General features: G+C 38.7%; 19 protein-coding genes. 12 read left to right on the top strand and 7 right to left on the bottom strand.

Features of this window, described 5'->3' with window-relative positions:
• The first annotated feature begins 11 nt into the window (after positions 1-11).
• Together odhB and lpdA are read left to right on the top strand one after the other, a co-directional pair.
• Entirely contained in the window at positions 12-1,223 is a 1,212-nt protein-coding gene (odhB, locus tag ACFINZ_RS03240; protein WP_375606076.1) for a 2-oxoglutarate dehydrogenase complex dihydrolipoyllysine-residue succinyltransferase, read from the top strand.
• Between the two features lie 31 nt (positions 1,224-1,254).
• Complete coding sequence (gene lpdA, locus ACFINZ_RS03245) at positions 1,255-2,661, top strand: dihydrolipoyl dehydrogenase (protein WP_375633625.1); 1,407 nt, start codon at positions 1,255-1,257, stop codon at positions 2,659-2,661.
• A gap of 1,124 nt (positions 2,662-3,785) precedes the next feature.
• Here the strand turns inward: lpdA and ACFINZ_RS03250 are convergent.
• A complete protein-coding gene (locus ACFINZ_RS03250; RefSeq protein ID WP_375633624.1) occupies positions 3,786-5,024 on the bottom strand; it encodes a saccharopine dehydrogenase NADP-binding domain-containing protein in 1,239 nt (412 codons plus the stop codon).
• Between the two features lie 55 nt (positions 5,025-5,079).
• The gene (locus tag ACFINZ_RS03255) at positions 5,080-6,177 is read right to left on the bottom strand and encodes a carboxynorspermidine decarboxylase (protein ID WP_375633736.1); all 1,098 of its coding nucleotides are present in this window, start codon (positions 6,175-6,177) and stop codon (positions 5,080-5,082) included.
• Positions 6,178-6,344: 167 nt separating this feature from the next.
• Between ACFINZ_RS03255 and ACFINZ_RS03260 the strand changes: the two genes are divergently transcribed.
• From ACFINZ_RS03260 to mnhG, 7 genes are all read left to right on the top strand, one after another.
• Positions 6,345-6,842 (top strand): BA14K family protein, encoded by a 498-nt coding sequence (locus ACFINZ_RS03260; protein WP_375633623.1) that lies wholly within the window; start codon positions 6,345-6,347, stop codon positions 6,840-6,842.
• A 229-nt stretch (positions 6,843-7,071) separates the two neighbouring features.
• Positions 7,072-9,993: a monovalent cation/H+ antiporter subunit A gene (locus ACFINZ_RS03265; protein WP_375634909.1), complete on the top strand. Its 2,922-nt coding sequence runs from the start codon at positions 7,072-7,074 to the stop codon at positions 9,991-9,993.
• Complete coding sequence (locus tag ACFINZ_RS03270) at positions 9,993-10,334, top strand: Na+/H+ antiporter subunit C (protein WP_375617427.1); 342 nt, start codon at positions 9,993-9,995, stop codon at positions 10,332-10,334. The genes ACFINZ_RS03265 and ACFINZ_RS03270 overlap by 1 nt, the downstream gene beginning before the upstream one ends.
• Positions 10,334-11,956, top strand: a complete 1,623-nt coding sequence (locus ACFINZ_RS03275; RefSeq protein ID WP_375633621.1) for a monovalent cation/H+ antiporter subunit D — start codon at positions 10,334-10,336, stop codon at positions 11,954-11,956. Before ACFINZ_RS03270 ends, ACFINZ_RS03275 begins: the two co-directional genes overlap by 1 nt.
• A complete protein-coding gene (locus ACFINZ_RS03280) occupies positions 11,953-12,438 on the top strand; it encodes a Na+/H+ antiporter subunit E (protein ID WP_375617425.1) in 486 nt (161 codons plus the stop codon). Before ACFINZ_RS03275 ends, ACFINZ_RS03280 begins: the two co-directional genes overlap by 4 nt.
• Complete coding sequence (locus tag ACFINZ_RS03285; RefSeq protein WP_375633620.1) at positions 12,435-12,716, top strand: K+/H+ antiporter subunit F; 282 nt, start codon at positions 12,435-12,437, stop codon at positions 12,714-12,716. Before ACFINZ_RS03280 ends, ACFINZ_RS03285 begins: the two co-directional genes overlap by 4 nt.
• Positions 12,713-13,123, top strand: coding sequence for a monovalent cation/H(+) antiporter subunit G (gene mnhG / locus ACFINZ_RS03290; RefSeq protein ID WP_375633619.1), 411 nt, complete (start codon positions 12,713-12,715; stop codon positions 13,121-13,123). The genes ACFINZ_RS03285 and mnhG overlap by 4 nt, the downstream gene beginning before the upstream one ends.
• A 16-nt stretch (positions 13,124-13,139) precedes the next feature.
• On the opposite strand, the gene ACFINZ_RS03295 is transcribed toward mnhG, so the two are convergent.
• The 4 genes from ACFINZ_RS03295 to ACFINZ_RS03310 form a co-directional block, all read right to left on the bottom strand.
• Positions 13,140-13,532: an MliC family protein gene (locus ACFINZ_RS03295; RefSeq protein ID WP_375633618.1), complete on the bottom strand. Its 393-nt coding sequence runs from the start codon at positions 13,530-13,532 to the stop codon at positions 13,140-13,142.
• A 17-nt stretch (positions 13,533-13,549) separates the two neighbouring features.
• Positions 13,550-13,945 (bottom strand): MliC family protein, encoded by a 396-nt coding sequence (locus ACFINZ_RS03300; RefSeq protein ID WP_375617422.1) that lies wholly within the window; start codon positions 13,943-13,945, stop codon positions 13,550-13,552.
• A 416-nt stretch (positions 13,946-14,361) separates the two neighbouring features.
• Positions 14,362-15,495: a 3-dehydroquinate synthase gene (aroB, locus tag ACFINZ_RS03305; protein ID WP_375683922.1), complete on the bottom strand. Its 1,134-nt coding sequence runs from the start codon at positions 15,493-15,495 to the stop codon at positions 14,362-14,364.
• A complete protein-coding gene (locus ACFINZ_RS03310; RefSeq protein ID WP_375633735.1) occupies positions 15,470-16,102 on the bottom strand; it encodes a shikimate kinase in 633 nt (210 codons plus the stop codon). The genes aroB and ACFINZ_RS03310 overlap by 26 nt, the downstream gene beginning before the upstream one ends.
• Positions 16,103-16,362: 260 nt before the next feature.
• Between ACFINZ_RS03310 and ACFINZ_RS03315 the strand changes: the two genes are divergently transcribed.
• The 3 genes from ACFINZ_RS03315 to ACFINZ_RS03325 all read left to right on the top strand — a co-directional run bounded on the left by ACFINZ_RS03315 (position 16,363) and on the right by ACFINZ_RS03325 (position 19,126).
• Positions 16,363-17,301, top strand: a complete 939-nt coding sequence (locus tag ACFINZ_RS03315; RefSeq protein ID WP_375683923.1) for a site-specific tyrosine recombinase XerD — start codon at positions 16,363-16,365, stop codon at positions 17,299-17,301.
• A gap of 78 nt (positions 17,302-17,379) precedes the next feature.
• On the top strand, positions 17,380-18,336 hold the full coding sequence (locus ACFINZ_RS03320) for an acetyl-CoA carboxylase carboxyltransferase subunit alpha (RefSeq protein WP_375617419.1): 957 nt from the start codon (positions 17,380-17,382) through the stop codon (positions 18,334-18,336).
• A gap of 40 nt (positions 18,337-18,376) precedes the next feature.
• Positions 18,377-19,126, top strand: a complete 750-nt coding sequence (locus ACFINZ_RS03325) for a L,D-transpeptidase family protein (protein ID WP_375633615.1) — start codon at positions 18,377-18,379, stop codon at positions 19,124-19,126.
• An 890-nt stretch (positions 19,127-20,016) separates the two neighbouring features.
• Here ACFINZ_RS03325 and ACFINZ_RS03330 read toward each other — a convergent pair.
• A complete protein-coding gene (locus ACFINZ_RS03330; RefSeq protein WP_375701170.1) occupies positions 20,017-21,078 on the bottom strand; it encodes a CobW family GTP-binding protein in 1,062 nt (353 codons plus the stop codon).
• Positions 21,079-21,298 lie beyond the last annotated feature (220 nt).

Raw genomic sequence — 21,298 nt, forward strand, 5'->3', positions numbered from 1 at the left:
GGAAAAATATTATGACTACTGAAATTCGTGTTCCTACTTTGGGCGAATCGGTTACCGAAGCAACGGTTGGCAAATGGTTTAAAAAACTTGGCGAAGCTGTCGCTATGGATGAGCCTTTGGTTGAATTAGAAACTGATAAGGTAACCGTTGAAGTTCCTTCTCCTGTTGCTGGGAAATTATCTGAAATCATTGCAAAAGAAGGCGATACGGTTGAAGTAAATGCTCTTTTAGGAGTGGTGAAGGCTGGAGAAGCTGGTATCTCCCAATCACTTTCACCTTCTGCTACACTTGTTCCAGCGGCTTCATCTGAATCGGAGAAGCCTGCTTTGAGCAGTGCAATGCCTCCTTCTCCTTCAGCAGCAAAATTGATGGCTGAAAATAATGTTGCAAAAAGCGATATTTCAGGTTCTGGAAAACGTGGACAAATTCTTAAAGAAGATGTTCTTGGTGGATTAAAACAAAGTACAAATGCTCCTACACCCTCTTCTTCTGCGACGAGTTCTTCGGCAACTCCTGTCCAAGAAACACGTGAAGAGCGGGTTCGTATGACGAAATTGCGTCAAACAATTGCTCGCCGTCTTAAAGATGCACAAAATGTAGCAGCAATGTTAACCACATTTAATGAGGTTGATATGTCAGCAGTGATGGATTTGCGCAAGCGTTATAAGGATCTTTTTGAAAAGAAACATGGTGTTAAACTTGGTTTTATGGGTTTTTTTACCAAGGCTGTTTGTCATGCATTAAAAGAACTTCCTGCTGTTAATGCAGAGATTGATGGGACAGATATTGTTTACAAAAACTATGTTAATGTTGGAATTGCTGTTGGAACGGATAAAGGGCTTGTTGTTCCAGTGGTGCGAGATGCAGATCAAATGTCATTGGCAGAGATTGAAAAAGAGATTGGTCGTTTGGGGCGTCTTGCGCGTGATGGAAAATTAGCCGTTTCTGATATGCAGGGCGGAACTTTTACCATTACCAATGGTGGTGTGTATGGATCGTTGATGTCAACACCGATTTTGAATGCACCACAATCTGGTATTTTGGGAATGCATGCGATTAAAGAGCGAGCAATGGTTGTTGAGGGTCAAGTTGTGATCCGCCCCATGATGTATTTAGCGCTTTCTTATGATCATCGTATTGTGGATGGGCAAGAAGCTGTGACTTTCCTTGTGCGTGTTAAGGAAAGCTTAGAAGATCCGGAACGCCTTGTTCTTGATTTGTAAAATACAGTTTTCAGGATGAAAGGAGAAACGGATGTCTTATGATGTGGCTGTGATCGGAGCGGGTCCAGGTGGTTATGTAGCAGCAATAAAAGCGGCGCAACTGGGACTTAAAGTAGCAATTATTGAAAAGCGTACAACATTAGGAGGAACATGTCTCAACGTTGGTTGTATTCCTTCTAAAGCGTTGCTGCATGCTTCAGAAGTGTTTTCTGAAACCCAGCATGGTTTTGAAACGCTTGGTATTTCTATTGGTAAATCTAAGCTTAATCTTGAACAAATGATGGTTCATAAGAAAGCTGTGGTGACAGCCAATACGAGTGGTGTTTCTTTTTTGATGAAAAAAAATAAAGTTGATACTTTTTTGGGGACAGCCAAAATTTTGAGTGCGGGTCATGTGGAAGTTGTTGCCAGAGATGGTAATAAACAAACAATTGAGACAAAAAATATTATTATTGCTACCGGTTCAGAGAGTTCAGGCATTCCAGGGGTGAATGTTGAAATTGATGAAAAGACTATTGTTTCTTCTACGGGAGCTCTTTCACTTGAAAAAGTACCAACGCATATGATTGTAGTAGGTGCTGGTGTCATTGGTTCAGAACTTGGATCAGTTTGGAGCCGTTTAGGTGCTAAGGTGACCATTATTGAGTATCTTAATAAAGTTTTGGGCTCAATGGATGGTGAAGTTTCACGGCAATTTCAGAAATTAATGGAAAAACAGGGGATTGAATATAAAACGGGTGCAAAGGTAACAGCTGTTACACAATCTGGCTCAACTGCTCAGGTGAGCTTTGAATCTGTCAAAGGTGGTGAATCTGAAACTTTAGAGGCTGATGTTGTGCTTATTGCTACTGGACGTTCTCCTTATACAGAGGGGCTTGGATTACAAGAGGCTGGTGTTCAGTTAGATGAACGCGGATTTATTGCAATTGATGCTCATTGGCAGACGAATGTTCCAGGAATTTATGCGATTGGTGATGTCGTAAAAGGGCCAATGCTAGCACATAAAGCAGAGGAAGAAGGCGTTGCTGTGGCAGAAATTTTGGCAGGTCAAAAAGGGCATGTTAATTTTGATGTTATTCCTAGTGTTGTTTATACACAGCCGGAAATTGCGAGTGTAGGAAGGACAGAAGAAGAGCTAAAAACTGCTGGTATTGAATATAATGTTGGCAAATTTCCTTTTATGGCTAATGGTCGTGCACGTGCAATGCAAAAGAGTGATGGGTTCGTTAAAATCCTTTCTGATAAAAAAACAGATCGGGTATTAGGGGGGCATATTCTTGGATTTGGTGCTGGTGAAATGATCCATGAAATTGCAGTTTTAATGGAATTTGGAGGTTCATCAGAAGATCTGGGACGTTGTTGCCATGCACATCCTACCTTATCAGAAGCCGTGCGTGAGGCAGCTTTGGCAACATTTGCTAAACCACTTCATATTTAAAAAGCTTTTAAAAAGTAAATTTTAAAAGGTACGGGGGGCAGAAAATATTTGTGAAGCATGCAACAACATTTTAAAACTTAAAAAAAGAATATAACCAATTGTATTGAAATGTTCCATTTGTTGTATGCTTTTCGATAGTTAATGTTTTAGATATCTGTTGTGCAGTTTTGATTGATTATTCTGTTGTGCACTATCGTTTAGAGCGGTGGTGTTTAGTCTATGTAAAGTTTTATATATGGGGTAGTTTTTATACTGTTATAAAATATTTAAGATAGGATTCTGAGCCTATCTGCGTGCTTTGTGTTAAGAAAACATCTCTCAAAATGCTTAAATCTACTTCGCGATGGTGTTCATGAATGGTATAGCTGTAAAGTTCCTCTTGAAATATATGAAATTCATTCAAACTGTTATAAGACCTATTGTGCACTATAATCTTTATGTTTAGTAAAAGTACACGCTGGTATTATAATACACTTTTTCAGTTCTCAATATTGCTAAAGCTCTTTATTATTTGAGAGTTTTCATAAGAGAATTTTTATTCTGTTCTTTTATCATTTTACCTCACACGCTCGTTTTGTTTGTGATGTGCAGACAAAAGATTTTAATTGCTTCAATGTGAGAGAGTTTGTGATTAAGAGAATTTTACAGTATTCAGCGTTATAAATCAACATGTTGTATATGATGGTGAATCATATGAAGAGAGAAGCCAAGAGGAATTCACCCAAAGAAATTGAATTGTTTAATGATTGGTGTGGGTTAAGGATCTTTGTCATTTAAGATGAAGAGGGGGGAGGGATTGAATATTCTACAAAATACCGCTCTTCTTTAAAAGAGCGGTATTTTTATATCTTTTGTTTATGACACTATCTTTTTGATGATAATGACAAGTTATACAGTGTGATTAAATTAGTTTTTCTTCTCTGTTTTTCTTGATCATTGCTCGCTATGTCTTAAAAAGATGCTATGTCTCTTCTTTAGGGTTGTTAAGAAATCGCAATGTTGCCAAAATATAACGAATAGCTAAAATTTTTTTGAAAACCATAATTACACGAGAATATTAAGTTTGTTTTCATTGGGCAGTTTTGTGATAACTTAAAAAATCAAGCATATGCTTTCTATAGGTATTAAAATTGTAATTTTTTATCCTCTTGTTGTTCTCTTATAAAAGTGGGAAGCCCCATATGATCAAGATATTTAAGGAAAGGGTGGGGTGGTAATTCTTCCACATTGACCATAGTTTTAACATCCCATTCACCTGTGGCAATAAGAAGAGCTGTTGCGGCTGCTGGTACGCCAGCCGTATAGGAAATGCCTTGTGCCCCAGTTTCATGAAAAGCTTGTTTGTGATCGGCTATATTATAGATAAAAATTTCTCTCGGGTTTCCATCTTTTTCGCCTTTAATAAGATCTCCAATACAGGTTTTTCCTGTATAGTCTGGGGCGAGAGAGGAAGGGTTGGGTAAGACGGCCTTTACGACTTTCAAGGGCACGACTTCTTGTCCTTCTGCTGTCTTAATGGGCTGTTCAGATAAGAGACCAAGATTTTTCAGAACCGTAAAAACAGTGATATAACGATCACCAAATCCCATCCAGAAACGGACATTCTCTACATCAAGATTTTTGGAAAGTGAATGAATTTCATCATGTCCTGTCATATAGGCTTTTTGTTTTCCCACAACGGGAAGATCCCATTCATGGCTGACTTCAAACATTTTATTGGAAGTCCATTTTTTATTTTGCCATGACCATACTTGTCCTGTAAATTCACGGAAGTTAATTTCTGGATCAAAATTTGTAGCAAACCAACGTCCATGATTTCCGGCATTAATATCAATAATATCAATATCTGTGATTTTATCAAAATAATCATCGCGCGCTAATGCTGCATAAGCATTCACTACACCTGGGTCAAAACCTGCTCCTAAAATAGCGGTTATACCAGCTTTTTCACATTCTGGACGCCGAGGCCATTCATAATTGCCATACCAAGGAGGTGTTTCACAAATTTTCAATGGGTCTTCATGAATCGCTGTATCGATATAAGCGCATTTTGTTTCAATACAAGCTGAAAGAACAGACATATTAAGAAAGGCAGAACCAACATTAATGACAATTTCACATTTGGTCTTTTGGATGAGCTTTATAGTTTCTTCTACATTCATGGCATTGAGCGAATGGCTTTTGAGAACACCTTGCTCTTTCATTGTGTTTTTTTCTTTAATAGAAGCAATGATGGCTTCACATTTTTTGAGTGTTCGTGAAGCAATATGAATTTCACCAAGAATATCGTTGTTTTGAGCACATTTGTGTGCAACAACTTGTGCAACACCTCCAGCACCAATAATGAGAACATTTTTTTTCATTGTAGGTCCATCTCCCTTTTTAATACTGTTGTATGACGTTTTTTATGGTTTATCTTTATGAAAGGCTTTCCTGATAGTCGTTATAGCTGAATTGGCGTTGAAGTGTTAATGTACCATCGCACTCTTTGAGAACAATAGCAGGCATTGTAACGCCATTAAACCAGTTTTTCTTGACCATTGTATAACCTGCTGCATCCTGAAAAGACAGTCTATCGCCTATTTTAAGAGGTTTTTGAAATTGAAATGTTCCAAAAATATCGCCGGCAAGACAAGATTTTCCACAAATCATAATTTCGTGTGGTCCTAGATTGGGTTCTAATTTGGCATTTTCACGATAAATGAGAAGATCAAGCATATGTGCTTCAATTGAGCTATCAACGATGGCTAGATTCTTTTCATTATACAATGTGTCAAGAACACTGACTTCTAATGTGGTGCTTTTGGTAATAGCAGCTTCTCCTGGTTCTAGAAAAAGAGTGACACCATGAGTTTTAGAAAATTGTTTTAAGCGTTTTGCGAAAGCTTCTAGAGGATAATTTTCAGCCGTAAAATGGATTCCGCCGCCAAGGCTTATCCAGTCAACAGCAGAAAAAAGTTCTGCAAATTTTTCTTCCATATATCCAAGCATTTGGTTAAAAAGATTAAAGTCAGCATTTTCACAATTGTTATGGATCATCAATCCGTTGATAAGAGGCAGAACTTCTTTGATAGCGCTTTGGTTTGTTTCTCCTAAGCGGCTAAAAGGGCGAGAGGGGTTGGCAAGATCAAAATTTGATGCGCTGATTCCTGGGTTTAACCTTAAACCTCTTTGAATGGTTTTTGTTGCATCAGAAAAGCGTTGAAGCTGTTGGATGGAATTAAAGATGATTTTATCTGCATAACCACAGGCTTCATCAATTTCATCATCTGCCCAAGCCACTGAATAAGCATGGGTTTCTTTGCCAAATTTTTCTCTTCCTAAACGTAGTTCATAAAGGGATGATGATGTGGTTCCATCCATGAACTCAGACATTAAATCAAAAACACTCCATGTGGCAAAACATTTTAAAGCAAGTAAAATTTTAGCTCCGGACATTTCCCGTAAACGAGAAATTGTTTGCATGTTTTTGATGAGTTTCGATTTGTCTATAAGATAGTAGGGGGTTTTTATCATCATTTATTCATTCTTTTTTGAAGGATCTTATTGCCAAGATCAACGTTTAGTACAAAGAGTAACAGAATGTCTCAAGAAAAAAGAATCTTAAGAAAAGAATCTGTTTCTGTCTAGCAAGAGAAAGGCTTTCTGTAATTACTGTTGTTTATTATGTTGAGTTTTTTGTTATGAGTATGAAAAAAAAATTATATTATGCTTTAGCTTTTGTATTTGTTAGCAGTTTTTTCATTATAACAACCACTCTTGTTAATTGGGGGCAAAATAGAAGTGACGCTAAAGCCAAACTGGTTACTCAGACTTCTGTCCTAGATAGTTCGGTGCCTCTGATTTTTACGGGGCGTAGAGAACTTAATGGTTTCAAAGGTTATCGTCATTATCGGCGTGGTTATCGTAAATACAGTGATAATTGGTGGTATCCTGAAGTGGCATTTGTTACATCACCGCACTTAAGCACAAAAGGCGCATCATTGAAAGTTGTACCAGATGCTAAAAAAGTGTTTTTAACGTTTTCTTCGGAAAAATTAGAAAAAAAAGAGCCATGGATGCTTAAACAACATATTGAATCTTGCCGTGCGCGTTATCGCTCTTATAATAAAAATGATAATAGTTTTCAGCCTTTTCATGGGGGGCGTAGGCAGTGTTTATCCCGCTTTTTTAAAGGATAGAAATTAAATAAAATTTTAATTGCTTCTTGTCGTGGGCGTTATTGTTCTTACAATAAAGAGAAGACTTGTGTGGTGCGCAGTATTTTCATGCAAGCATTGTTTTTTTTAAAAATTTAAATGCTTTTAAGTTTTATTAAATCTTATTATCATTAAGTGTGGAATGGGGGGTGAGAATATAAGTTTTTGTTTTGTCGATGACAAAATATTAAGGTAAAATGGAGTTTAAAGAATGACAACACGGGAAGCAATGTTGGTATTGCTCGTTTTGCTTCCCTTTGGTGGAAGTGCTGTCATTGGCTTTTTTCGTTCGACAGCAAAAAATAATGAAGCGTGGTTTGCTGGGGTCGTCGCACTTTTCTGTCTTATTTTTACAATAATGCTTTATCCGGAAGTTCGCGGAAACCACATAGTGCGTTTAGATATTTCTTGGCTTCCAGAATGGGGAAGCGATTTGATTCTCCGCATAGATGGTTTGTCGTGGCTTTTTTGCTTGCTTATTACAGGGATTGGGCTGCTTGTTGTCATTTATTCACGTTATTACATAGATCCAGCGGATTCTGTACCGCGTTTTTTTTCCTTTTTTTTGGCCTTTATGGGATCAATGATAGGAATAGTTTTATCAGGTAATCTCGTCTTTTTGGTTGTTTTCTGGGAACTCACCAGTATTTTTTCTTTTTTGCTGATCGGCTATTGGTACCATAATGCAAGTGCGCGTGAGGGTGCGCGTATGGCTCTAACGATCACAGGTTTTGGCGGCTTTGCTCTTTTTATTGGAGTTTTATTGATTGGGTATACTGTTGGCAGTTTTGATTTGGATAAGGTGCTACAGTCTGGAGATATGATCCGGTCAAGTTCTCTTTATAGTCCTATCCTTATTTGTATTTTATTGGGAGGGTTAACAAAAAGCGCGCAATTTCCCTTTCATTTTTGGCTACCTAACGCGATGGCTGCTCCAACTCCCGTATCGGCTTATTTGCATTCGGCAACAATGGTAAAAGCGGGATTGTTTTTGCTTGTTCGTTTATGGCCTGTGCTCTCTGGAACAGAATCTTGGTTTTGGCTGGTTGGCTTTTCAGGACTCTCAACTCTTCTTCTAGGTGCTTATTTTTCGATGTTTCAGCAAGACTTGAAAGGACTGCTTGCGTACTCGACTATTAGTCATCTTGGATTAATTACAACACTTTTAAGTCTTGGTAGTCCACTTGCATGTGTTGCGGCAATCTTTCATATGGCCAATCATGCTACTTTTAAAGCTTCTTTATTTATGGCTGCTGGCATTATTGATCACGAGACGGGAACACGTGATATGCGTAAACTGTCAGGGCTTTATCGTTCTATGCCTATCACAGCAACTCTTGCTTTAGTTGCGAGTGCAGCGATGGCTGGGGTTCCTTTGTTGAATGGTTTTTTATCGAAAGAGATGTTTTTTGCTGAAGCTGTTGAAACGCATATGGAATCATGGCTCGATTGGATTGCGCCTTATGTGGCAACGCTAGCTAGTCTGTTTAGTGTGACCTATTCTATACGCTTTATTCATGGCGTTTTTTTAGGACAAAAGCCTGACAATTTACCCAAGACTCCCCATGAACCACCGCATTTCATGCGTTTACCAATGGAGCTTTTGGTGTTTATTTGTTTAGCGGTTGGTATTTTTCCTAATTTAACAATAGGACCTATTTTAGATAATGCGGTCGTGTCTGTTTTAGGAACAATGACAATTCCTTATAGTTTGGCTGTTTGGCATGGGTTTAACACTCCATTAGTGATGAGTTTTGTTGCATTATTAGGGGGCGGATTGCTCTATGCTGTCGGGCATCGTTATTTTTTATCCTGTGATGATGGGGCTCCTTTTTTCCGTCACTTAAAAGGACCGCGTATTTTTGAACGCATTCTCGTAATTATTTCTTGGAAATGGGCCCGTGCGGTGGAATCTGCTTTGTCAACACGCCGTTTGCAGATCCAATTGCATTGGATTTTTTGGGTCTGTTTTGCCTTTGTTGGTCTTTTACTTTGGTGCGATGGTTTCATTCCAGTGGGGACATTACCGCTTTTTCCACTTGATATTCCTTTTCTCGCTCTTTGGCTGGTTGGCGGATTATGTGCGCTTTTAGTTGCTTGGCGAGCAAAGTTTCATCGTCTTGCTTCACTTATGCTTTTAGGGGGAGCTGGTTTGATGACTTGTGCAACCTTTTTATGGCTTTCTGCTCCTGATTTAGCAATAACACAATTGGTTGTTGAGGTTGTTACAGTCGTTTTATTATTGCTTGGTTTACGGTGGTTGCCTAAACGTTTGCATGACCCTGGGCCAGCTGCTGTTCGTTTTTGGGTTCGCTTGCGTCGTTTCCGTGATTTCATCATATCCCTTGTAGGAGGTGCTGGTGTAGCATGGCTTTCTTTTGCAGTGATGACACGTCCCCAAGGTACAACGATTTCTGATTTTTTTCTAACGCATGCTTACTCAGATGCTGGTGGTCGCAATGTTGTGAATGTGTTATTGGTTGATTTCCGTGGTTTTGATACCATGGGAGAAATTGTGGTTTTGGGTGTTGTTTCCCTTACTGTTTTTGCCCTATTACGACGTTTTCGTCCTGCGCCTGAGAGTATTGATGCGCCTTTTCAACAACGTATCCAGAAAGCCTTTGATATAGCACAGCCTAATCGAAATGTGGGAGATACAGTATTGAATTATTTAGCTGTTCCTGCTGTTATTATGGGTTGGCTCTTTCCGATTATTATCGCTTTTGCTATTTATTTATTCATGCGAGGGCATGATCTGCCAGGAGGTGGATTTGTCGGTGGTATTACTTTGGCAATAGGATTTATTTTACAATATCTTGCACGCGATATTCGGTGGGTGGAAACGCATTTGAGAGTTTTACCTTTGCGTTGGATAGGCTTTGGCTTATTGTTGTCAGTCGTAACGGGGATGGGCTCTTGGTTTTTTGGATATCCTTTTTTAACATCCTTTTTTCGATATATTCATCTTCCGTTAATTGGGAAAGTTTCCATGGCATCCGCTTTTTTGTTTGATTTTGGTGTGCTTTCTCTTGTGTTAGGAGCAACTGTTCTCATTTTAATTGCACTTGCACACCAGTCAATTCGGAGTTACCGAATCGGTAAGAAACCTATTTTAAAAGAGAAGGAAAATTAATGGAAATTGTTCTTTCTTTGGGTATCGGTGTTTTTGTCGGATCAGGTATTTGGCTTGTTTTGCGTCCACGTACTTTTCAAGTCATTCTTGGTTTGTCCTTGATCTCCTATGGTGTTAATCTTTTTATATTTTCAATGAGTAGACCGCGTAGTAATGCTGCTCCAATTGTTGATCCTACCCCTGTTATTAATCCAGCTAATTATGTCGATCCTCTCCCACAAGCCTTGGTTTTAACTGCAATTGTGATTGGTTTTGCAACAACAGCTTTATTTTTAGTTATCTTGTTGGTTTCACGTGGTTTAACGGGTTCTGATCACGTTGATGGACGTGAGGTGCAATAATGGAAATAGGAGTGCATCATCTCCTTATTTTGCCTATTCTTTTGCCGTTAATCACTGGAGCACTTCTTCTTTTTTATGATGAACGTCGTGCAAGACTTAAATCATTCATCAGTCTTTCTTCTGCGGGACTGTTGGTCGTTACTGCTATTTTATTGATTATACGTACTCTTGAAATAGCACCGGCTTGCGATGTTTATCGACTTGGTAATTGGCCGTCTTCTTTTGGAATTGTTTTAGTCCTTGATCGCTTAAGCGCTATGATGCTTTTACTTTCCAGCTTGTTGATGACTAGCGTGTTGGTTTTTGCGCGGGCTCATTGGTACAAAGCTGGTTCTCATTTTCAGTCACTAATGCAATTTTTTATGGTGGGGATAAATGGTGCTTTTTTGACTGGTGATTTATTTAATTTATTTGTGTTTTTTGAAGTTATGTTAACAGCTTCCTATGGGCTTGCTTTGCATGGTTCTGGTCAGACACGCGTGCGCGCAGGGTTGCATTATGTCGTGGTTAATCTTGTTGCTTCATTATTTTTTTTAGTTGGTATAGCGCTCATTTATGGAGTCGTTGGTACTCTTAATATGGCCGATTTGGCTGTTAAAATAAAATATATATCTTCTACAGATATTGTTTTGTTCGAAATAGGTGTTGCACTTTTAGGTATTGCTTTTTTGCTTAAAGCGGGTATGTGGCCGCTTAATTTTTGGTTGGTGCCAACTTACAGTGCAGCAGTAGCACCAGTTGGAGCTTCTTTTGCACTTTTGAGCAAGGTGGGTATTTATATTATTTTACGTTTAACGTTGCTATGGTTTGGTTCTGAAAGTGAATATTTTAACCATTTTGGTCATACGGTTTTGTTTTATGGTGGGCTTGCCACTATGATTGTTGGTTTTATTGGGGTATTGGCAAGCCAAGTTTTGGTGCGTTTGGCAGCTTATAGTGTCCTTGTCTCTTCTGGTACATTGTTGGCCGCGATCGGGATCGGCAATGCAGCACTGACAGCAGGTGCACTTTTTTATATTGTTTCTTCAACTTTAGCACTGGGAGCTTTTTTTCTTTTGGTAGAGTTGGTTGAACGCTGTCAAGATGTGGCTGCAAATGTTCTTGCTGTCACAATGGAGGTGTATGGTGACGATGAAGAGGAGGAAGAAGATGAAGTTGGCATCTATTTTCCGGTAACCTTGGCAATTCTTGGAGCTTGTTTTGGTATTTGTGCCATTTTGATTATTGGATTGCCGCCTTTTTCTGGTTTTGTTGCTAAATTTATGATGTTCATGGCAATTTTAAATCACAGTAGAGAGGATTTTTCTGTCTCTCTACCGGTTTACCAAGATTGGCTTTTTGTAGTTTTTGTCACTCTCTCTGGTTTTGCGGCTTTGATTGCATTGACACGAACGGGTATCCGAACTTTTTGGGTTTCTCTTGAAGGGCGTATTCCCCGTGTGCAAGTGATAGAATTTGCGCCTATTGCCGTTCTCCTTGCTTTGTGTTTTCTTATAACAATTGTAGCCAGTCCTGTTAGTCATTATATGTCTGAAACTGCTAAGACTTTGTATGAACCTCAAAACTATATTGGGAGCGTTTTAACGGATTTTTCTCTCGAAAATAGGGAGGTGAGTAAATGAATCGTTTTTGTCCTTCCCCTTTTTTCAGTGGTGTCATTGTCCTTATGTGGCTTATTTTAAATGGTTTTAGTTTAGGGCAATTTCTTTTAGGGATTTTAACCGCTTTGTTTTGTGGTTGGATGATACGGCTTCTGGAGCCGGAGAAGGCTGTTATTAAAAGCTGGAGTGCGGTTTTTCGTCTCGTTTTTCGAGTATTTATAGATTCTATATTCTCAAATGTTTCGGTGACTTGGTTTGTTTTAACAAAAAGGTCTCGAGAGCAGAAATCTGGTTTTATTGTAGTACCTCTTCTGCTTCATAATCGCACTGCTTTGGCTATTTTAGCATGCATCCTTTCGGCAACCCCTGGAACTGCTTGGGTTGCCTATAATAGTAAAAAGGGTGAACTTTTGCTTCATGTCTTAAATTTTAAAAATGGATATGATTACAAACAGTTGATCAAACAACGGTATGAGCAATTGCTTTTGGAGATTTTTTTATGAGTATGGTGATTCTTTATTGGGGGCTTTTCTTTTCACAGTTTTTTTTAAGTTTAGCGGTGATTTTCGCGCTGTTTCGGTTGATTCGTGGTCCACGGGCGCAGGATAGAATTGTTGGTTTGGATGCCCTTTATATAAGCACTATTCTTTTGTTTCTTACATTCGATATTCGTTCAGGAACAACCGCTTATTTTGTCGCAGCTCTCATTATTGGATTGTTGGGATCTGTCTCAAGCATCGCTTTGGCGAAATTTCTTATGCGGGGGGAGATTATTGAATGAAAGATGATATATCGCTTGTGGTTGCTATTGCTATCACAGTTTTCTTAATATTAGGGTCTGGATTGACATTGATCGCAACGATAGGTTTGGTGCGTTTTTCCAATTTTTATAAGCGTTTGCATATGCTTTCAGTATGTACGAGTTGGGGCGTTGGTAGTATTCTTATTTCTTCATTTCTTTATTCAATATTTGTGGACCATTATTTTGTTTTTCATGAAGTGTTGCTAATGTTTTTTTTATTTTTAACAGCACCGGTAGCTTCTATGTTGCTCTCACATACAGCAGCTTATCGACATCATTCAGAAGAACAGTCAGAAAAACCGCTGGCTCTTTTATTACACCAGACGGAGGAAAAGTCATCCACGTCAGAAGGAACATCAAGAGATGAGAGCCAGCGCGGTTCTTGAAATGTAAGAACCTTCTTTATTCTGTGCTTTTTTCTTCTACACAGTGGATGGGCTTTTCTTCTTTTGGATCATTAATAAGATCGTAAAATATGGCTTCATTTTTAGTTACCCACCAAATGTATTGACCACCCACATATTTTCCTCCAGAAGCGGCAATTACATTAGAACCAACGATGCGCTTACCGTTCCATTTTAAATCAACAAGCGCAATATTGCCAGCATTATGATAAGTTGCCTCAACATGCTCTTTGCTTGTTCCCATGTCGCATTGATAGGAGACGGTCTCTGTTGTTGGTTCTGGATCATTTGGTACTTCAATGACTAAAGAACTTGCTAATGCATTAATTGAACCGAGGAGGAACACACTTAACGTAATGAAAAATTGTTTAGTAAAAGAAATTTTTTTCATAATATTTCCCGTGTTATTTAAAATAATAATGTTGACTCATCTTTACATAGGATAGGTTTTTTTTCTTCTGGATCCTGAGCAAGGTCATAAAGCGTGACTTCTTTGTTCTTCTCCCACCAGATGTACTGAGCTCCTGCAAATTTTGCTCCTGTTGCCGCGATGACATTAGCAGCAATGACACGATCACCGTTCCATTTGAAATCAACCAACGAAATATTGTCAGCATTAAGATAAACTGCCTCTACGCGCTCTTTACCTGTTTCAGTATCACACTGATAGGTAATGGTCTCTGTTTTGGGCTCTGGATTGTCTGGTACTTCAATGATTAAAGAACCAGCTAAGCTATTGTTTGAGCTGAAGAGTGATAAACTTAAAGCGGTGAAAAATCCTAAAATGTGCAAAGTTTTTTTCATGATGCTTCCCTATATTCCTAATATTGTGCACAAAGAATAATTTGACTGATACGATGGTGTCTACGGCAGGATTCGAACCTGCGACCCCAGGATTCATACCACTTCGATTTTCACCGCCAGCCTTATCGGCTGTTTGTGGTCTGGACTGTCTCTTCACCTTAAAGCTTTTGCTCTTTAGGTGCTGCCCGTTCAGTCTCTACACCTTTCTCTCATTTGAAAAGAGACTTGGCTCGGGATTGGCATATAGTCGCCCATGAAGCTTTCCCCGAATTTGAGCAGATTCACTTTGAGGATTTCTCCTCAAAGTGCCCAATTTCTTTAGGAATCCTGTGCTCTATCCTACTGAGCTACGCAGACATCATCATATTTAATCTTTAATAGAAGTATAAAAACGAATCAATTATATTCAATATGAATTAACGAATTTCTGTTAATTTTTGTTCCAAAAAGGATAAAACTGCATCTGGTGAAACATTTTTTGCAATAAATGATTGGCCAAGTCCGCGTGTTAAGATGAAAGTCAAATTGTTTTGCGAAACTTTTTTATCTTGGGCAATGAGAGTCATTAAAGTTTCAGCATCTGGTAGACCCCCTGGGATATCCTTTAATTGTGTAGGCAATCCTATAAATTTGAAGTGCGCTTCAATGCGTTGTGTAAGCGTGGGGCTTATTAAATTTAATTGAGCAGAGAATTGATGAGCTAGAATCATCCCAATTGCTACGCTTTCGCCATGGATTAAACGGTTGGAGTCATAAGCGGTTGCTGTTTCAAGCATGTGTCCAAATGTATGGCCAAGATTTAAGAGTGCACGCTCTCCCGTTTCGTACTCATCGCGTGCTACAATGTCAGCTTTAAATTGGCATGAGCGAACAATGGCCTCTGTTCGCATAGGGCCATTAGAGAAAATTTTCTGCCCATTTTTTTCAAGCCACTCAAAAAAGTCAGGTTGGTTAATGAGACCGTATTTTACTATTTCTGCGTAGCCAGCGCGAAATTCGCGCGGCGGCAGGGTATCAAGAAGACACGTATCAGCAATAACGCATTGTGGTTGATAAAAAGCACCGATAAGATTTTTGCCATATTGGCTATTGATTCCAGTTTTTCCACCAACAGAGGAATCAATTTGTGCAAGAAGCGTTGTGGGCATTTGAATGAAGTTCATACCACGGCGGATTATACTTGCCGCAAATCCTGCTAGATCGCCAATGACACCACCGCCAAAAGCAATAACACAGTCGCCTCTTTCTAAACGCGCAGCAAGAATTTGATCGATGACAACTTGCAGGGTTGAAAATGATTTTGATTGTTCTCCCGCTTCTACAATAATAGGGACAGTATGAATTTTATTTTTTGTTAATTCTGCTTGCAATATCTCCAAATGAAGGTAAGCAACATTTGTATCTGTAACAAGCGCCAAGCGCGTTTGATGAGGATCTTTTTTATTAAGAGCATGTTTAATTTGTGAAGCAGCTTGTGTAATCAGACCCGGACCAATGATGATATCGTAACAGTGTTTGTCCAGTTTAACAGTAACGGTTTTGGTTTGCATGCTGGTTATCCCTATTGTTAATTTCTGTGTATAGGTAGTGCTGTACGGATCGTATAACATTTTGTGCTACGGTATGACGGCTTTCTTTATGACTGTTAATTGTTAAGTTTGCCTTTGCATAGATAGGATAACGCTGTTCCATGAGTTTTTGCATGGTTTCTTTAGGATTGGCTGTTTGAAGCAAGGGACGTGTCGGGTGCTTTGAGACACGTTGCATGAGGATATCAAGATCGACTTTTAGCCATATGGATATACCATTTTTGTGAATGGCTTTTCGGATATTTTCATTTATATAGGCACCACCACCTGTTGCTAAAACAAGGGGATTTTTTTTCATGAGGTTTAGAATAACACGCTGTTCAAGAGCACGAAATTCGGATTCACCATAAATTTCAAAGATTTCCGTAATTGTCATTTGTGCAGCTTTTTCAATTTCTTGGTCAGAATCATAAAAAGGTAAACGGAGCATGGTGGCGACTCGTTTTCCGATCACTGATTTGCCTGCCCCCATAAGACCAACAAGGACAAGTGCTCTTTTATCAAGGGACGATAAGAGCTGATTCTTTATTTGTGTTATGGGGACGCGTTTTGGTCGATTGCTTTTCATAACTTTATTTCGGCATTTATCCATCTTAAAGTCAATTCCTGTTAATCTTTGTGAGGCATAATACGAGATAGAATATTTTTGGGTAGGTTATTGTCTTATGCCAACATTGACTAGATTTTTGATGATTCTTTTCATTTTGCTTTCTGTTCTTTTCATTATAATGGGTGCTCTTGTGGTTTGGGTTGAACCAGTAACTGTGGATATGTACATTGATGTTCCCTTGGATTCATGGAATCTTTCTACGGAAGCGAATCAATGAAATGAAAAGTGGTGCTGTGATAGATCATTTTCTTGAGATGATGAGTGCGGAGAGAGGGGCTTCGTCTCATACGCTTGCGGCTTATCAGCATGATTTGCAGTGGGCACAAGACGAATTGTCTTCACACTCTGTTTCGCTTTTTTCAGCACAAAAAGAAGATTTAATTACCCTTTTGTCGCTTATGCATACTTTTGGTTTTGCGGCATCGTCGCAAGCGCGCCGTTTATCAACTTTGCGTCAGTTTTATCAATTCCTTTATGCTGAAGGGTTGAGAGCAGATGATCCCTCTCATGATATTGATGCACCTCGTCAGAGGCGTCCTTTGCCCAGAATCATGAGTGAAGATGCAGTGATAAAATTGCTTGATTTTGCGGAGTTAGAAGTCAATCAAGCAGACTATGGGTCCAAAGGTTATTTCCGTGCACTGCGTCTTCAGCTATTGATTGAAATGCTTTATGCAACAGGGTTACGTATTAGTGAGTTGGTGAATCTGCCGGTTCAGTCTGTTCGAAGGAAGGAATACAGCGTTTTGGTTCGTGGTAAAGGCAAAAAAGAACGAATGGTGCTGTTATCAAAAAAAGCATGTCAAGTTCTTTCACAGTGGTTAAACTTGCGTGATCAGGGAAAGGATGCTACGAGTTCTTATCTTTTTCCTGCGCATTCCGAGACAGGATATATTGCTCGTCAAGTCGTTGCACGAGAGTTGAAAAATCTCGCTAGAAGAGCAGGGATAGGAAGTGATAGCTTTTCTCCCCATGTGTTGCGTCATGCTTTTGCTAGTCATCTTTTGCAAAATGGTGCTGATTTGCGTGCCGTTCAACATTTGTTAGGTCATTCTGATATTGCTACCACTCAGATTTATACCCATGTGTTGGAAGAGGGACTTTATCGTTTAGTCAATGAGCATCATCCACTTGCCGATGAGCAAAAGGCTCGTTAAAGAAAAGGTGATGTTTTTGAAAAAGACTTTATAAAGCAAATTATAAGTGTATAAGTGACACTGAATGAGTTGATACAAATGTATAATTATCTTGATTTTGAAAAACCAGTTGCTGATCTTGATGGGAAAATTCTTGAATTAAAAAAAATTTCTCAGGAAAAAGGCAGTCTTGATATGAGTGACGAGATTGCTCGTCTTGAAACGCGTTCCCAAACAGCGTTGCGCGATATTTATAAAAAATTATCGCCGTGGCAAAAAACACAAGTCGCTCGTCATCCGGATCGTCCCCATTTTATGGACTATTCTAAACGCCTATTGAGTGATGTTACGCCTTTGGCCGGAGATCGCAAGTTTGCTGAAGATGAGGCTATTCAAGCGGGGTTTGCACGCTTTAAAGGTGAGGCCATTGCTTATATCGGTCAAGAGAAAGGTCACGATACGCAAACACGTTTGCGCTATAATTTTGGTTCTGCACGTCCAGAAGGCTATCGTAAAGCTGTACGTATTATGGAAATGGCTGACCGCTTTGGTTTGCCACTCCTCACTTTTATTGATACAGCAGGTGCTTATCCTGGGGTAAGCGCTGAAGAACGTGGGCAAGCGGAAGCAATTGCTCAATCAACAGCTACAACTTTGCGTTTGAAAGTTCCTGTGGTTTCCGTTGTTATTGGAGAAGGCGGTTCTGGAGGGGCGATAGCAATCGCGGCTGCCAACAAAGTTTATATGTTGGAGCACGCAATTTACTCTGTTATTTCACCAGAAGGAGCAGCTTCTATCTTATGGCGTGATCCAGCTCGTGCAAAAGATGCTGCAATGAATATGCGTATTACCGCTCAAGATTTGTATCGCTTAAAGATTATTGATGGCATTATTTCGGAACCTTTAGGGGGAGCGCATCGTGGCAAAGAGATTGTCATTGATGCAACGGGTGATGTTATTTCAGAGGCTTTAAAAGCTATGGCTGGAAAAGATGGTCAAGTGCTTAAACAAGAGCGAAGGGAAAAATACCTTCAAATTGGTCGATCTCTAACATAGATTATTTTTTGTGAGGGGTGTTGGATTGGAGTTTTATTCGATGACATTTAGCAGATTCCTCGCTGTGTGTGTGTTGTTTGTAATGGGACTATTGACAGCATGTGAAGGAAGATTACCAGCCTCTATTCGCGCTAAAGTTGAGCAGCCGTTGCCGCAAGAAATCAAAAATAGAATGGTTCTGTATGATATAGATCCCTATGCACCGATTATGATGCGGTTTTTTAAGGAAGAAAATCTTGCTGAAGTTTGGAAGCAATCTCGTTCAGGACCTTTTATCTTGGTTGCTCGCTATGGCATTTGCAAATGGTCTGGTAAGCTTGGACCTAAATATAAAGAAGGGGATCTTCAGACACCAGAGGGTTTTTATACTATTAGCGCAAACCAAATGAATCCTTATTCAAAATATTATCTCTCTTTTAATATAGGATTTCCTAACCTTTATGATCAGGAAAATGGTCGCACAGGAAGCAATCTTATGGTTCATGGTTCTTGCTTTTCCGCAGGTTGTTATTCTATGAGTGATAAGAACATGGCTCAGATTTATGCGTTTGCACGGGATGCTTTTAAAGGAGGACAAAGAGAGTTTCAGTTGCAGGCTTTTCCTTTCCGCATGACCGAGGATAATATGTCACGTCATAGCAAGAATCCTCATTATCAATTCTGGATTATGCTTAAGAAAGGTTATGATTTTTTTGAAAAAAATCGTCAACCTCCAACTGTTGAGGTTTATGGAAAACGTTACGTTTTTAATCGCGATATTGATAAAAATTCAGTTTCTCTAATGCAGTAAGTGTTATTGTATCCTACAGCACTGTAAACACTATCACTTAATAATGGCGATACAGGATATGCAAAAACTTTGCACATAAGGTGTTTAAGTGAGTAGTCAATATTTTAAAGCGCAGAGTTTTTTCATAGAGCTTTATGTAAGTAAATCATATGAAGTGGGAAGCCAAGAGGAATTTTCTCAAAGAAGTTGGATTGTTTGCACATCGTTACTGGTATCAATCTTCGTTTTTAGTGAAGAGTAAGTTAATATAAAATGTACCTCTCTTTTTATTTCTTTCAAAGAGTTTTATTCTTTTATGCTGTGAAATATTGTCTTGTCGTGCTGTTATATAAGATACATTCACATATTTTAAAATGCGATATTGCCTCTGTCTAATTTTGGTTTTTTTTCTTAACAGGGATTTTAATTTCAATTAGTTTGAGTAAACATAGAGTTGAGCAGAATATTTTAGAACCAAGAATTTGGCCAATCGGTCTGTGAAATGAATCACATGAAGTAGTTTGCAGATGAAGCGCATTTAGAGAGAAAACAATCTGTTTTCAGATTGATGGGTATTAAATTATGTATCATAATAATTTGATTTATAATGATAATTTAGTGTTATTCAAGTTAAATTAGAACCCTAAATACCGTAAGATTCTCTCATTTCAAAGCTGTTCCATGTTGAATAAATTAAAACCATTTTCTTGCACGTTACAAGCGGGGATAACCGCGTGGGTGAAACTGTGCAAGAAAGACTAAAATACTTTTTACAAACCGTCTCAAGTGCCAAGGGCTGTTTCAACATTGGGAATTAGCAAAGTGTGTAATGGTGCCGGTTTGCTCCTTTAAAAGCATAAAGATGGTGGTGCCAATGAATTTAATGTTATATCATTGAAGGGGAGAAAAAATTAAAATTTTATTCCTGGAATGACCAGAGGATTTTCTAAGAGAGCTGTTTTGTCTGCAGTATCTATTGCTGGTTTATTAAAAAAAGCATTGAGAAGCTTTTGTATTGCGTCTTTTTCAACACCATCGGCAATGATGACGAAACGTGTTTGTTTTATTCCTTTTGGCCAAGCTGGCAATCTTATGGGAGGATGAAAAAATGTTTGTACGCCATGTAATACAAGTGGGCGATAAGGGTCATCACGCAATGCGATAATTGCTTTAATACGTAATAATTTTGTACCATAACGCTCTTGTAGGAGATCTAAAAAAGCCTCAATTGTGGCGTAATCAACAGGACCCTCACAGTTTAATGAAAAGGTACGAATGGTTTTATGGGGGGTATGATCATGTGGGGTAGTCGTAAGATTTTGTTTAAGTTTTGTATTTTCTACTTTTTCATCCCATAATGTGTTATTTATTAATAGATTTGAACAGAAATCTTTAGAATGGGCGTCAATGATTTGTGCTGTAGGATTCATTGTTTTAAGTGTGCTAAGGAGTGCATCTGAAAGCGTTTGTGGGTCTCTAAGATCTGTTTTGGTGAGAATGATTTTATCAGCAAATATTAATTGTTTATATATTTCAGGATAGCGCTCACATATGGAAAGTGGGCTTAATGTATCAAATGTTGCAAGAACAGCATTTATGGACAATGTTTGAATAAACAATGGGTGGCTTAAAAGTATTTGTAAAATAGGGGCGGGATCAGCCATCCCTGTGGTTTCAATGATAATATGATGGAGTTGTTTGATCTGTCCTGTCTGAACGCGATTTATTAAATCAATTAATGTGTCGATGAGATCACTGCGTAAATTGCAGCATAAGCAACCATTGGCAAGCTCAATAATTCCTTCTGTTGTTTTTTCAACCAGAAGGTGGTCAATACTGATTTCGCCGAATTCATTGATGATAACAGCACATTCTGTTAGAAGAGGGTCTTGTAGCATACGGTTGAGCAAAGTTGTTTTGCCAGAGCCTAAAAAACCCGTAATAAGCGTGAGAGGGATGCGCTTTATTTTCATGTTAATCATCAATCATAGTTTTGTTTTTAAAAAATATATCTCAGTATGTCTAACCAATTTATAATGATGTCCGTGAGGGATGTAATGGTTAATCCCTCATGAGATCCATTGTACCACTATCTTTACGCTTATAAAGGTAGGTGCACGTGGGTATATTATACACTTTTTAGCGTCAATGTTATGATAATTCTTGGTTCTTGAAAGGACTTATAGGAAGGAT

Source organism: Bartonella sp. AA81SXKL (assembly GCF_042196945.1).
Lineage (GTDB): Bacteria > Pseudomonadota > Alphaproteobacteria > Rhizobiales > Rhizobiaceae > Bartonella.